Source organism: Paracidovorax oryzae ATCC 19882, assembly GCF_000687165.1.
GTDB classification, from domain to species: domain Bacteria; phylum Pseudomonadota; class Gammaproteobacteria; order Burkholderiales; family Burkholderiaceae_C; genus Paracidovorax; species Paracidovorax oryzae.
This window is the reverse complement of the sequence record NZ_JMKU01000008.1, coordinates 1-13,167: the sequence shown is the minus strand read 5'-3', so window position 1 is coordinate 13,167 and position 13,167 is coordinate 1. Positions and strand designations below refer to the sequence as shown.

Sequence of the window (13,167 nt, the reverse complement as noted above, 5' to 3'; positions counted from 1 at the left end):
GGAGATTGTGACGCAACTGCGGCCCGGCACCGTTGCAGGGCGCAACAAGGACGCCCGCATCCGCCACGTCCGCCCGGGCGCGGCCCTCAGCGGGCGCGCAACAGGTCGCCGGCCTCGATCAGCACCAGCTCATTGTCGTCGGCGCGGTTGGGCTCGCGGCTGGAACTGAAAGGCAGGTTGTTGTCGTTGCCCACCACGATGTGCGTGGCGTCCACGATGTCCACGTTCTCGATGGTGAAGAACGGGAAGGCGAGCACGCCGCCCGTCAGGGGCTTGCGGGCCAGGCGCTTCGGGTCCTGGATGTTCAGCAGGTCGATGTAGCCCACCTTGCGCAGCGGGCCGCCCGCGTTGGCATCGGTCAACTCCACCTTGTACACGCGCTTGAACTTCGCCACGTCGTGGAAGCAGTCCGCACGCTTCTGGCCCTCGGGGCAGGCCTTGTCGGGCGTGCCCTCGCCGTTGTCGCGCTCGATGACGAGGCCCATGGTGGGACTGATCATGTTGAAGTCGCCGATGGCGTTCTGGTTCGCCTCCAGCACGTACTTCCAGTGGCGGCCGGTCCATTTCTCCTGCCGCACATCGAACTCCAGCACGCGCAGGTACTGCCGGCCGCCGTCCACGGCTTCATACGCCCTGGCGGATTCGTCCCACACCGGGCCTTCGAGCAGCGCGTACAGCCTGCTGCCGTCGGGGCTCGAAGCCATGCCCTCGAAGCCCTTGGAGCGCTTGATGTCGAAGGCCGGGGCCTTCGCATCGGGCGCGGCGGCGGTGGTGATGGCGGGATGGTCGGGCGAGCGCACCACGCGGCCGTCCACCTGGGTGTCGAACACCGCCAGCACCTTGCCGTCCAGGTCGGCCTTGATGAGGAAGGGGCCGAATTCCTCGCCGATCCAGAGCGCACCGCCGGCGAACTGGAAGCTCTCGGGATCAAAGTCGGCGCCGGTCAGGTAGCGCTCCCTGGTGCCCTCCTCGGCGATGCGGAATGGCACCTTCCCGTCGGGGTCGTGCAGGAACACGGTCTTCAGGCGCTCGAACCGGCCGGACTTGAAATCCACCGCATAGTGGTTCAGGTAGAGCATGAAGTCCGGCGAATTGGCCTTGGCCCCGGCGCCGTTGTCCGTCAGGATCCAGAAGGTGCCGTCCGCCATGCGCTTGATGCCCGAGTGGCCCTGCAGCGGCTGGCCCTGGAACGGCAGCGACACGCCCGTGGGCCGCCCGGCGGACGTGCCCTCGACCGTGCCCACGGCATCCACGCGCCGCGGCGTGGTGAACTTGCCGCTGGTGCGCAGGTCCGCCGGTGCGTCCGGCGGCGCGGCGATGAAGGACTGCGCCGGCAGCACGGCGTGGCCGGCGAGCGTGGCGGGATAGGCGGCCGGCTCGGCATGGGCGCACGGCAGTGCGGCGAATGCGAGGGCGGCGGCCAGCGTGGCGGAGCGGAAAGCGGCAGGCATCGGGATGTCTTGGCGATGGCGGATGAGGCCGCCACGATGCCGCCTTTCGGTGTCAGGCCGGTGACGCGCCCTGCCCCGGCCGCGTCCGGAGCCGCCAGGCCAGGTAGCCCACCACCCCCGCGTTGAACGCGATCACCAGGGTGGCGGCCCACGAAGGCCGGTGCAGCCAGTGCCAGAGTTCGAACGGGATGTACAGGCCGCCCGACAGTGCCCCCAGCGCCTCGCCCCAGGCCCGGCCTTTCCACAGGCCCCAGGCCTCGGTGAAGCGCAGGGCCGCATAGGCGGTGACGGCCAGCATCAGCCACCGGAAATCCTCGTGCGCGAGCAGGTCGAGCCGGGACAGCAGCATCTCAGGGTAGCGCTCGCCCGGGTTCAGGCCCACATGCCCGATCAGGGACACCGCGGCGTGGTGCAGGTCGTGGTGCAGCAGGCCGAGCAGGCCCAGGCCGGCCATCAGCGCGACCACGCCCTTGACGGCTTCCAGGGTGGCGATGGTCCGCAGGGCCCGCTGCCCGGCGGCATCGCCGCTGCCGTGGCGGCCGTGTGCGCCCGCGCCGGCAGGCAGGTCGGATGCGGATACGGTCACGTCGGTGGGCTGGGGCATGGAATGCTCGCGGATGAAGGACATGGCGGCCCGGCAGTATCGCCTGCCGGTGCGGCCCGGCCCTATAGGACGCGCGCTCGACCGTGCCCATGCCCGTAGCAGGCCGCGCAGGCGGCCGGACGCCTTTCAGTCGCCGAGCGTTTCGTGCGTGGCCGCGCTGCCCCGGCGCCAGTAGCCCGACGCCTTGATCCATTTCGGATGCACGCCGCGCTCGTCCACCAGATGCGCGCGCAGGGCCTTGGCGGCAGCGGTTTCACAGGCCACCCACGCATGCACGTCGCCCCCAGGCAGGGGCAGCGCGCGCAGGGCCTCCAGGAGCCGCGGGCCTTCACCCGGGGCCGCCCCCCGGCGGTGGACCCAATGGATGCGCGCCGCGGCCTGCGTGGGCAAGGGCTGCTCGTCCGCCGGCCCGTCCACCTCGATGAGCGCGAGGGCGGGCGTGCCCGCGGGCAGTTCGGCCAGGCGGCGGGCGATGGCGGGCAGGGCCGTGTCGTCCCCGGCCAGCACGTATCCGTCGAACGCGAGCGGCACGAGCAGCGACCCGCGCGGCCCGCCGATGGCGATGCGCTGGCCGGGCGCGGCCTGCAGCGCCCAGGCGGTGGCGGGGCCCGCATCGTGCAGGGCGAAATCGATGGCAAGCGTGCCGGCCCGGGCATCGTGCAGGCGCGGCGTGTAGTCGCGCATGGCCGGGCGCGGCGCTCCCGGCACCGCAGCGCCCTGGGCGTCGAAGGCCGGCAGCACGGGCTCGCCGGTGGACGGATCGGGCAGGAACAGCTTCACGTGGTCATCGAAGCCCGGGCTGTGGAAGCCGGCGAGTTCCTCGCCCCCGAGCGTCACGCGCACGCAGTGGGGCGTGATGCGTTCGGCGCGCTGCACGGTGAGGGTGCGCAGCCGCAGTTCGTGCCGCACGCGTTGCAGCGCGCGGGCATCCACCTGTGCAGGGGACGGCTGGGAAGGGGTGGAAAGAGGTGTCTGGCTCATGGCGAATCCTTGGGTCAGAGCCGTTCGATGCGCCGTGCGGCGTCGTCCAGCAGGTCGGCGATGGCGTGGATCTGCTCCGTATCCAGCGGAGCGCCCGCCAGGCGCATGTGCAGGGCCTGGCGCAGGTTGTGCACCGCCCGCTCCACGGGTGCGGGCCGGTGGCTGCGGTGCGCCATGCCGTCGGCCATGCGCGCGAGCAGGGCATCCACCTCGGCGCGGTGGTTCTCCAGGTGGGCCAGCCCTTCGGGCGTGGCGGTGTGCAGCTTGCGGCCGCCGCCCTCGGCGCTCACGGTGACGTGGCCCAGTTCCTCCAGCAGGGTGAGCGTGGGATAGACCACGCCCGGGCTCGGGCTGTAGCTGCCGCCCAGGCGCTCCTCGATGGCCTTGATGAGTTCATAACCGTGGCGCGGCTTGTCCGCGATGAGCTGCAGCAGCACGAGGCGCAGGCCGCCGTGGCCGAAAAAGCGGCCGCCGCCGCGCCGCGGGCCGGGCGGCGCGCCGCGGGATTCGAGCAGGTCAAGGTCTTTCATGGGACGTACTCCGATAGATCGATTTATCTAAGATATATCGAATTCATATCGAATCACATCTCCCCACCGAAATCCCCTGGCCGAACCGGGGACTTGGGCGGAGCCTGGCGCAGCGAAGGCGCCCGGGATCAGGCGGCGGCCGCCATGCCCGCCGCATGCCCGCGCGTGAACGCCTCCTCGAACACCGAGTAGCCGGACCAGTCGGCATGGGCGAAGGCCAGGCGGGCCGTGCCGGGCACGGAAGGCGCGGCGATCCGCTCGCCGTTCGCCAGCACATAGCGCTGCCGGGGCGCGGGCATGCGGCCGGCCTGGCTCAGGAAGGCCAGCGTCCCCGGCACGGGGATGGACATGGCGTGCCCGTAGCGGGTGATCTCCACGCGCGTCACGCGGGCGCGCAGGTCCGGATGCGGGCCGGACAGGCTCGCGAGGATGGCGTCGCGCCAGTGCGTCCAGGGCTGTTCGGCGAGCTGGCGGCGGCCGTCGGGCACGTCGCCCAGCGCCCGGTAATAGGTGAGCACCGTGGGGCCGGGGCGCGGATCCAGGCGCTGGTGGCCCGCGTCCACATAACCCAGGCCGCCCGGCGCCGGATCGTCGTACAGCACGTTGTCCCAGGCGGGTGCCGCGCCCTCGCGGTCCGACAGCGGGGCGTCGATGCGCAGGTTCGCCACCAGCCAGGGAGCCCACTGCAGCCGCTGCGCGGCCTGCGCGAGGAACGCGGGCGGGTTGCGCACCACGCGTGCCGCCACGAAGACGGGCAACGCCACCACGCAGCGGCGCGCCTGCCAGCGCTCGATGCTGTCGCTCGCATGGTGCAGCACGTCCACCTCCACCCCGCGCCGGTTCTCCTCGATGCGCAGCACGGTGCTGCCGGTGCGCAGCGCCCCGGCGTCGTTCACCGGCGCGGCCAGCCGCCGGGACAGCCAGCCGTTGCCCTCCGGCCAGGTCAGCACGCCTTCGCGGTCCTCGCTGGCGGCATCGCCGGGCGCATGGAATCCGTGGCGGCTGGCGAAATAGTGGATGCCCGCCCAGGCCGACACCCGCGCCGTGCCGGCGCCGTAGTCGTCGCGGCAGCAGTAGTCCAGATACCAGCGCAGGTGCGCATCCGAGAAGCCCTCCTGCGACAGCCAGGCGTCGAACGTGAGGGCATCCAGGGAGCGCAGCACGGCGGACACCGGCTGGTCCGGCCGCCACAGCTTGAACGTGGGCATGGCGAAACGCGCCGTGCGGCCCAGCTCCGCCACGCGTGCGGAGAAGCGCCGGTACTGCTCCAGGGTGTCCGCGCCGATACCGTTCACGGGCAGCAGGCCCTCCTGCCAGGCCCCCCGGAAGAACAGCCGCTCCTGCGGGCTGTGGCACAGGCTGCGCTCGTCGATCTGCCAGCGCCCCGCCACGCGGCGCCGCAGGCCGAGTTCTTCCAGCAGGTCCTGCACCTCGCGCGCGCCGTCGCCCGGCACCGGCAGGTAATGGGCACCCAGGGGGCAGGCGATGCCATCCACCTGGCCGGCGCGGCTGTTGCCGCCCGCGGAATCCTCCATCTCCACCAGCATGAAGTCATCGACTCCGGCCAGGCGCAGGGCACGCGCCGCGGCCAGGCCCGCCACCCCGCCGCCCGCCACCACCACCTGGGTGCGGCGCACGATATCGGGCTCGATCGTCCCGCCCTTCTGCAACCGGTCGCGCAGCGCATGGCCCCGTTCCATGTCGATGCCCGTGAAGCCTCCGGGCAGGTCGCGCGGCGCCGGCCCGCACCCGGCCAGCGCGCAGGCGGCGGCCGTGGCCGTGGCCGTGGCGCCCCGCAGCAGGGTACGGCGCTGCAGCGCGGGAAGATCGAGGTGGGAAGCTGGCATGCGGCGTACTCTACGCCACGGCCATGTCAGGCCGTGCCCGGCATCAATGCGCCGCCACCTTGCCCCATTCCTGCTCGTAGGTGTGCACCAGCACCTGGTTCGACAATCGGTTCACCTCCGCCGGCACCCGGGCCATGTCCAGCGGGAAGTCGAACAGCAGCGGCAGCGTGGGCACCGACAGGAACCGCAGCCCCCCGGGCAGGTGCTCCGGCAGGCGCCAGGGCCGCCGGCTGGCGATGACGAAGCCCCATTCGCCGAAGCTCGGCACGTGCACGTGGTACGGCGCCGTGGCCAGGCCCACCGACTCGACGGTCTGCACCACGGTCCAGAAACTCTGGCGCGCCACCAGCGGCGAGGTGGTCTGCACCACCGCATAGCCACTCGCCGAGAGGCGCTGTTCCAGCAGGGCATAGAAGCTGTTCGTGTAGAGCTTGCCGATCGCGAAGTTGGTGGGATCGGGGAAGTCCACCACGATCACGTCGAAAGTGGAATCCACCCCGCCCCCCTCCTGCAGCCACTGGAAGGCATCCGTGTTGACGATGTGCACCCGCGGATCGTTGAGCGCCCCGGCGTTGAGCCACACCAGCGCCGGATCGGTGCGGAAGAGCCGCGTCATGGCCGGATCGAGTTCCACCAGCGTGACCGACTCGACCGAGGGGTACTTCAGGATCTCGCGCACCGCCATGCCGTCGCCGCCGCCGAGCACCGCCACGTGCTTCGGGGCTCCGTGGGCGGACATCGCCGGGTGCACCAGCGCCTCGTGGTAGCGGTACTCGTCGCGCTCGGCGAACTGCAGGTTGCCGTTCAGGAACAGCCGGTAGCCCGAGCGGCCGTGCGTGACCACGATGCGCTGGTAGGGCGAGGCGCTGGCGATGACGATGCGGTCCTGGTAGAAATGGTCTTCCGCCAGGCGGGTGATGTGCTCGGCCCCCGCGAAGCCGGCCAGCAGCGCCACGAGCACGGCCGCGCACGCCAGCGCATGCGCCCGGAAGCGCCGCAGTTCGTGCCGGAAGAGCCACAGCGCCCAGACCGCCACCACCGCGTTGAAGATGCCGAACAACAGCCCCGTGCGCACCAGCCCCAGGTGCGGCACCAGCAGCAGCGGAAATGCGAGCGAGACCGCGAGCGCGCCCAGGTAGTCGAAGGTGAGCACCTGCGAGACCAGGTCCTTGAGCGCCACATTGCGCTTGAGGATGCGCATCACCAGCGGTATCTCCAGCCCCACCAGCATGCCGACCAGCAGCACCATGCCGTAGAGCAGCAGCCGGAACGCGCCCGGCACGTAGGCGTTGGCCAGGAAGAGCAGCGCGGGCAGCGCCCCGCCGACCACCGCCACCAGCAGCTCGATCCGCAGGAAATGCGCGGGCAGCTGGCGGTCGAAATACCGCGACAGCCACGAGCCCACGCCCATCGCGAAAAGGTAGGTTCCGATGATGGTGGAGAACTGCAGCACCGAATCGCCCAGCACGTACGAGGCGAGCGCGCCCGCAACGAGTTCGTAGAGCAGGCCGCAGGCGGCCACCACGAACACGCTGGCGAGCAGCGCGATGTCCAGCGGACGGGGAGCGGGCTGCGGGGGGGATGGGAGGGGAGCGGCGGCGGTCAAGCCCGCTATTTTGCGGGATGCGCGCCGCCGCACCTTGCCGCCACCGGCCGCACAATCCACCCACACCGTCACGGGCGCCGGGCCCCTGTACGGCCCTCCGGAGGCTTCGCATGCATTTCATCGTCATGGGCGCGGGCGCCATCGGCCTTTACGTGGGCGGGCGCCTGGCCGCGGCCGGGGAAACGGTGGCCCTGGTGGGCCGACCCCGCATCCTGGACGCGATCGCGCGGGACGGCCTGCGGGTGAGCGATCTGGAGGGGGCCGACGCGCACGTGCCCCCGCACGCGCTGCGGCTGGCCCCGGCGCTGGACGGCATGGAATGCCCCGGCGACGCCGTCGTCCTGCTGTGCGTGAAGGGCGGCGCCACGGCGCAGGCGGCCCGCGCGCTCGGCGGCGCATGCCCGCCCGGCACGCCGGTGGTGTCGCTGCAGAACGGCGTGGACAACGTGGCACGCATCGCCGCCCATGCGCCGGCACTGCGTCCCATCGGGGGCATGGTGCCCTACAACGTGGTGCTGCGCGGCACGCACGTGCACCGCGCGACCACCGGAGACATCCACCTGCAGCGCGATCCGGCCGTCGCCGCGGCGGCTGGCGCTTTCAGGGCAGCAGGACTCGGCACCACGGTCGTGGAGGACATCCGCCCGGTGCAGTGGGGCAAGCTGCTGCTGAACCTCAACAACCCCGTGAATGCGCTCTCGGACCTGCCGCTGCGCGAGGAACTGCAGGACCGCGACTGCCGCAAGGTGTTCGCGGCGCTGCAGGCCGAAGCGCTGCGCGCCATGGCGCGCGCCGGCATCCGCCCCGCGAAGGTCGCGCCCGTGCCGCCGGCACTGCTGCCGCACGTGCTGCGGCTGCCGGACGCGCTGTTTACGCGGCTCGCACGCCGCATGCTGCGCATCGACCCGGCCGCGCGCTCATCGATGTGGGACGACCTGGAGGCCGGCCGGCCCACCGAGATCGACGACCTCTGCGGCGCCGTCGTGCGGCTGGCCGCGGAGCATGGCCTGCGGGCGCCCTGCAACGAACGCATGTGCGCCCTGCTCGCCGGCCCGCGCCAGCGGCTCACGGGCGCGCAGATGCGCCGGGCCCTGGGCCTCTGAACCGCGAAGCGCCTCAGAACTGGTAGCTCGCGCTCACCAGCAGTGATCGCGGTGTGCCCGGCAGCGCGCTGGTGCCCGGGCGCCAGTACTCCTTGTCGAACAGGTTGGAGACGGCCGCCGTCACCGTCCACGGCGCGGAGCGCCAGCCGACGAGCGCATCCCAGCGGATCCGCGCGGCTGGACCTGGCGGCCCAGGACGCCATGTCCACCTGCCGGTTCCAGCCGGCACACGACTCCACTGGCTCGCCCATGCAGTCGTCCTACAACATGCACTACGACTGGCGCCTGGAAGATGCACCGCCCGACCCGTGGGTGGAACTGAAGGCCCTCGGCGGCGCGGGCTTTCCCGCCACTGGCGACGTTGCGGCCGTGGCCTTCACTGGCAGCAGCGTCGCATCACCCGCGCAGCGCGCGAAAGTGCTGGCCATGGTGAAGGCCAAGGCCACGGAAATGGCGGCTTGCCCGAGCATCGAGACAGCGGCCTCGCGCATCGTGCGCGACATCAGCGCCACGGCTGCCGCGGGGCGCCGCTCGATCGAGCTGTGGACGCTGGCCCAGTGCGGCCGGACCATGCGATATGTCGTCCTCATGGCGTTCCCTCTGGATGCCCCGGCCTTCTTCCATGCCGTGCCCCTCGCAGCGTCGGAACCCGATCCGACCTGACAGCGCCCGCCCCCGCAGCCGGCACCGCAAGCCAGCGCACCACGGCGGCCTCACCCCCCGTGGATCGCTGCCGCCACGATGATGCTGATGCCCAGGCACATCGCCGCCACGACCATGGCCAGGGCCTTGTTCTGCTTCTCGACGATCTCGGCCCACAGGTCGTAGGGCGTGATCTTGTCGATGACGATGAAGCTGATCCAGAACACCAGCACGCCGATCAGCGCGAACAGGATGGAGCCGAAGAAGGCGGCGGGGTGCAGCCAGTCGAATGGCATGGTGAACTCCTTCATTCAAACAACGAACCGGAAAAAAACGGGCTCCGCGATCACGGCCGCTACTTGTGCCCGCCGCCGCTGGACCAGCCCCCGAAGGAGCCGCCCGAGGAGCGGTAGCTCGACGAGGTGCAGTTCTCCCGCGCAGGATCGCAGGAGGAGCTGCAGCCCCGCGAGAACAGCAGCAGCAGAAGGACCAGCACGACCGCCACGATGATCACCGTGACGCAGCCCACCCCCCCGAGGCTGCCGGCGCTCGCCAGCGGAGCGGCATCGTCGCGCTTGAACAGGTCCTTCTGCCCTTCGAGCTTGAACGCCTGGGCCACCAGGGCGCTGTCCACCAGGCTGCCCACCGACCACGTGATCTCGCGCGGGGTCTGCTCCATCGACAGCCGGCCCCGGCCGCCCTTGCTGCTGTAGTCGCGGTTCTGGGTGGCCTGCCCCCGCTCCACGGGCCAGTAGAACTCGCCCAGCACATAGGTGGTCTCGGCGCGGTACTGGTAATCCAGCCGGTAGGGATTCTGCAGGTAGGTGGCGGTCTGCCCGTCGGCGGACAGCTTGGGTGCGCCCGTCGCGGGCCGCACCAGGCTCCAGCCGTCCGAGGCGTCCACGAGGAAGGCGAACCCGCGCTGGCGGTTGTAGAGCAGGTACTCGTCCCAGCCGAAGCTCTCGTCGTCGTCCGGCTCGCTGCCCATGCGGTGCTGGAAGCCCACCACTTGCCAGACCACGCCCTCGAGCAGGCCGGTCGTGCCCAGCGGGATCAGCGGCTGCACGGGCTCGTCCTGCACCGCGTGGCGCAACTCGCCCCCGATGCCGCCCGAGATGTCGATGAGGCTCGCGCACGACGGGCAGGTCAGGCTCTTGGTGGTGTCGAACGCCACCTGCACCGGCGCACCGCAATGCGGGCAGCTGAACTGGCGTGCCTTCTCGTCCTTCGCCGACTCCTCCCGCAGGCCCTGCATGCGCAGGTCTTCCAGCCGCACGGCCCGGCCGCGCTCCACCCTCGGGGGTGCCTGCGAATAGTCGATGGACAGCACTTCGCCCTGCTCGCTGCGCAGTTCCACCACCGCGAAGGGCTGGCCCAGCGGCGGCAGCCTGGGCAGTTCGCCCTGTGCGGACACCAGGTGCGCCTGCACGTTCGCCGCCACGCTGTAGGGCACGCCGTTGATCGCCGTGGTGGCGCCCACGCGGAAGCGCTCCGGTGCGGGCAGCTCGCGCCCCGGCTCGATGGGCCGCGTGAACACGTAGCCCCCGTTGTCCTCGCCCAGCGTGGCAGTGGTGCCATCCTCCAGGATCGCGTTCCACTCGGTCCACGTGCCCGTGTCGGCCTTGTACTGCAGCCGCCCGATGAGCGTGAACGGCTGCTCGCGCCCATCCAGCATGGCGCGGCCGCTCGCCATGAGCTGCAGCGGGCTGTGGTCGTCGAACACCTCCGCCATCTTGCCCACGCGCGACAGAACCTCCCCGCTGCGCACCACGGTGCTCTGGCAGTAGGGACAGACGGCGTGCGTGGACTGCGCGCTGCGGAATTCGACCGGCGCGCCGCAGCCCGGGCAGGGTGCGCGGTAGTGGCGCTGGAGTTGGGGGTCGGCCATGTGGGAATCGGTGTTGTCGGCCTCCTGCCGGCATCCGCGCCGGCAGGGATTGGTTCACGCCGCAGCGGTGGGCGACCTTGCCACCCGCCGACTGCGCCGCGTCGGGACTCGCCCGCTCAGACCAGCTTCTTGAGCAGCTCCGCCTTCTTGGCGTCGAACTCTTCCTGCGTGAGGATGCCCTTGGCCTTGAGGTCGCCCAGCTTTTCCAGCGTGGCCATCACGTCCTCGGGCCGCACGCCAGACACGGGCACGGCGCCCGCAGCGGCAGGAGCCTGCGCACCGGCGCCGCCCTGCAGGCCCTGCTGCAGGTTCTGCGCCAGCACCTGCCCGAGCGCCACGCCCGCGCCCAGGCCCATCGCGTCGCCCGCGACGCCTCCCCCGTTGCCCGCGCCTTCCGCGAACTTTGGGATCGACTGCGCCGTCTGGTACTGCATGAACTTGCCCATGTCGTTGCCGACCATGCCCATGCCGATCTTCTGGTCGAGGATCTTCTGCAGCTCCTCGGGCAGCGACAGGTTCTGCACCGTCATCGCCTCCAGCTGCAGGCCGATCTTCGCGAAGGCCGGCTGCAGCTCCTTCGCGAGCGCATCGGCGAACATGATCTGGTTGGCCGCGAGGTCGAGGAACGGCAGGCCGCTCGATGCGATCGCGTTGCTGATGTTCTGCAGCACGAGGCCGCGCAACTGGCCGTCGAGCTCGCCCACCGTGTAGGCCGCGCGCGTGCCCGAGATCTCGGTGTGGAACAGCTTGGGATCGGCCACGCGGTATGCATAGTTGCCGAAGGCGCGCAGGCGCACCGCCCCGAAATCCTTGTCGCGGATGGTGATGGGCTGCGGCGTGCCCCACTTCTGGTCCACCTGCTGGCGCGTGCTGAAGAAGTACACGTCGCTCTTGAACGGGGACTCGAACAGCTTGTCCCAGTTCTTCAGGTAGGTGAGCACCGGCAGGGTCTGCGTGGTCAGCTTGTAGGTGCCGGGGCCGAACACGTCGGCCACCTTGCCCTCGTTGACGAAGACCGCCATCTGCGACTCGCGCACCACCAGCGTGCCGCCGTTCTGGATTTCCAGGTCGCGCATGGGAAAGCGCCACGCCAGCGTTCCGTCGTCGTCTTCCGTCCACTGGATGATGTCGATGAACTGCTTCTTGATGAAGTCCATGAGGGCCATGCGGTGCTCCGGCTGTAAGAAGGGAAAACGGACTGCCAACCCGTCCGTGCGGTGGCCGATCATAGCGGCGCCGGGCCGCGGCGCTATCGCCGGATTCGAGAGGATCAATTGGCGCACGCCAATGAGAATGCCTAGCATTCACAAATCCCCCACGAACACCGATACGGAACAAAAGAAGGAGAGCCGCCATGGACCGCATCCGCCAAGCCACCCGCCAGAACCTCCCCACGCTCATGAAGACGGGCAGTTACTACCTCATCCACATCTGCGTGGCGGCCATGGTGGCCTATGCGGTCACCGGCAACCTGATCGCCTCGCTCACGCTGAGCCTGCTGGAGCCCACCGTGCAGGCCGTGGCGTTTTTCTTCCATGAGAAGGCCTGGGAGCGCGCGGGCCGGCGCCGCGCCGCTGCAGCGGCAGCGCAACCCGCCGCTGCAGGCGCCTGAGCGCCACGGGCCGGAGAACCACCATGGAACATGCTTGCACACGCACCGCAGGAGCGCATCACCCGCTCGCCATGCAGCCCCGGGCACTGCCGTTCTCCCACTGGCTGGTCGAGCGCCTGGCCGACCTCGCCACCGGGCGCTGAACCCCGCCCCGACGCCGCCGCAGGGTCAGGCGCGGGTGTCCAGCAGCGAACCGAGCATGCGGTCCTCGGTCTTGAGTGTCTGCAGGTTGGCCGAGAAGGCATAGGTCGCGGACATCTGGTCCACCGAGTCCGCCTCCGGCGAGGCGCCTTCCCGCGCGGCCCGGCCGACGCGCGCCTCCACCCCGCCCTGGTCCGGCACCGCAGACTGCTCCACCGTCTGGCGGCGGAAACCCTCCGTGTTCATGTTGGCCACGTTGTGCGCCGAAGTGTCCAGCTGCAGCTGCGCGGCGCGCAGGCCGGAGGAGGCGATGGAGGAAATGGAGGACATGGCGGGAGGCTCCTGCAGGAGGGGACGTTGGCGGATTATGAGCGCTTGACGTGGATTTGGCTGCCCATGTGTCGAAACCCTCCATAGCCCAGGGCTGCGGCACCCCGAACGGCGCATGAAACGGTGGTAAGTCATCCCCCTCAAGTCACGTACGCAGAATTTGCACTGGTGGTGCCGCCGCATGCACTGGAATTCATACAATGCCGCTGCAAAAATTTCAAATTGATACAGAGGAAACATGCGGCAATACTCAATGGGATTGGTTTTCTTGCTGGCAGCTTGTGGCGGCGGTGGTGGGGGAGATGCAACAAGTCCAGCGCCAGCGCCAGCACCAGCGCCAGCACCAGCACCAGCACCAGCACCAGCACCAGCACCAGCACCAGCACCAGCACCAGCACCAGCACCAGCACCAGCACCAGCACCAGCACCAGC

At 70.4% G+C, this 13,167-nt stretch carries 14 protein-coding genes; 3 read left to right on the top strand and 11 right to left on the bottom strand.

Features of this window, described 5'->3' with window-relative positions; genetic code table 11:
- Positions 1 to 86 precede the first annotated feature (86 nt).
- The 6 genes from T336_RS0107530 to T336_RS0107505 all read right to left on the bottom strand — a co-directional run bounded on the left by T336_RS0107530 (position 87) and on the right by T336_RS0107505 (position 7,019).
- Complete coding sequence (locus T336_RS0107530) at positions 87 to 1,451, bottom strand: esterase-like activity of phytase family protein (protein WP_026432073.1); 1,365 nt, start codon at positions 1,449 to 1,451, stop codon at positions 87 to 89.
- Between the two features lie 52 nt (positions 1,452 to 1,503).
- Positions 1,504 to 2,055, bottom strand: coding sequence for a DUF2127 domain-containing protein (locus T336_RS24880; RefSeq protein ID WP_244883894.1), 552 nt, complete (start codon positions 2,053 to 2,055; stop codon positions 1,504 to 1,506).
- Positions 2,056 to 2,181: 126 nt separating this feature from the next.
- Complete coding sequence (locus T336_RS0107520) at positions 2,182 to 3,036, bottom strand: siderophore-interacting protein (RefSeq protein WP_035225455.1); 855 nt, start codon at positions 3,034 to 3,036, stop codon at positions 2,182 to 2,184.
- A gap of 14 nt (positions 3,037 to 3,050) precedes the next feature.
- Positions 3,051 to 3,566 carry a PadR family transcriptional regulator gene (locus tag T336_RS0107515; RefSeq protein ID WP_026432070.1) on the bottom strand — a complete coding sequence of 172 codons (516 nt, stop codon included), beginning with the start codon at positions 3,564 to 3,566 and terminating at the stop codon, positions 3,051 to 3,053.
- A gap of 128 nt (positions 3,567 to 3,694) precedes the next feature.
- Complete coding sequence (locus tag T336_RS0107510; RefSeq protein WP_026432069.1) at positions 3,695 to 5,413, bottom strand: FAD-dependent oxidoreductase; 1,719 nt, start codon at positions 5,411 to 5,413, stop codon at positions 3,695 to 3,697.
- 43 nt (positions 5,414 to 5,456) lie between these two features.
- On the bottom strand, positions 5,457 to 7,019 hold the full coding sequence (locus tag T336_RS0107505; protein ID WP_035225453.1) for a polyamine aminopropyltransferase: 1,563 nt from the start codon (positions 7,017 to 7,019) through the stop codon (positions 5,457 to 5,459).
- Positions 7,020 to 7,129: 110 nt separating this feature from the next.
- On the opposite strand from T336_RS0107505, the gene T336_RS0107500 reads away from it, so the two are divergent.
- Positions 7,130 to 8,122, top strand: coding sequence for a 2-dehydropantoate 2-reductase (locus T336_RS0107500; RefSeq protein ID WP_026432067.1), 993 nt, complete (start codon positions 7,130 to 7,132; stop codon positions 8,120 to 8,122).
- A 249-nt stretch (positions 8,123 to 8,371) separates the two neighbouring features.
- Positions 8,372 to 8,785 carry a hypothetical protein gene (locus T336_RS0107490; RefSeq protein WP_035225451.1) on the top strand — a complete coding sequence of 138 codons (414 nt, stop codon included), beginning with the start codon at positions 8,372 to 8,374 and terminating at the stop codon, positions 8,783 to 8,785.
- 50 nt (positions 8,786 to 8,835) lie between these two features.
- Here the strand turns inward: T336_RS0107490 and T336_RS0107485 are convergent, their stop codons facing one another.
- The 3 genes from T336_RS0107485 to T336_RS0107475 all read right to left on the bottom strand — a co-directional run bounded on the left by T336_RS0107485 (position 8,836) and on the right by T336_RS0107475 (position 11,818).
- The gene (locus T336_RS0107485) at positions 8,836 to 9,060 is read right to left on the bottom strand and encodes a DUF350 domain-containing protein (RefSeq protein ID WP_013597062.1); all 225 of its coding nucleotides are present in this window, start codon (positions 9,058 to 9,060) and stop codon (positions 8,836 to 8,838) included.
- Between the two features lie 59 nt (positions 9,061 to 9,119).
- Positions 9,120 to 10,652 carry a DUF4178 domain-containing protein gene (locus T336_RS0107480; RefSeq protein ID WP_026432065.1) on the bottom strand — a complete coding sequence of 511 codons (1,533 nt, stop codon included), beginning with the start codon at positions 10,650 to 10,652 and terminating at the stop codon, positions 9,120 to 9,122.
- Positions 10,653 to 10,768: 116 nt separating this feature from the next.
- Positions 10,769 to 11,818: an SPFH domain-containing protein gene (locus tag T336_RS0107475; protein WP_026432064.1), complete on the bottom strand. Its 1,050-nt coding sequence runs from the start codon at positions 11,816 to 11,818 to the stop codon at positions 10,769 to 10,771.
- Positions 11,819 to 12,006: 188 nt separating this feature from the next.
- Between T336_RS0107475 and T336_RS0107470 the strand changes: the two genes are divergently transcribed.
- Positions 12,007 to 12,264 carry a DUF2061 domain-containing protein gene (locus tag T336_RS0107470; RefSeq protein WP_026432063.1) on the top strand — a complete coding sequence of 86 codons (258 nt, stop codon included), beginning with the start codon at positions 12,007 to 12,009 and terminating at the stop codon, positions 12,262 to 12,264.
- A 168-nt stretch (positions 12,265 to 12,432) separates the two neighbouring features.
- Here the strand turns inward: T336_RS0107470 and T336_RS0107460 are convergent, their stop codons facing one another.
- On the bottom strand, positions 12,433 to 12,735 hold the full coding sequence (locus tag T336_RS0107460; protein ID WP_026432062.1) for a flagellar basal body protein: 303 nt from the start codon (positions 12,733 to 12,735) through the stop codon (positions 12,433 to 12,435).
- Positions 12,736 to 12,875: 140 nt separating this feature from the next.
- The coding region (locus tag T336_RS27490; protein WP_035225449.1) for a hypothetical protein at positions 12,876 to 13,167 on the bottom strand (292 nt) is incomplete at its 5' end.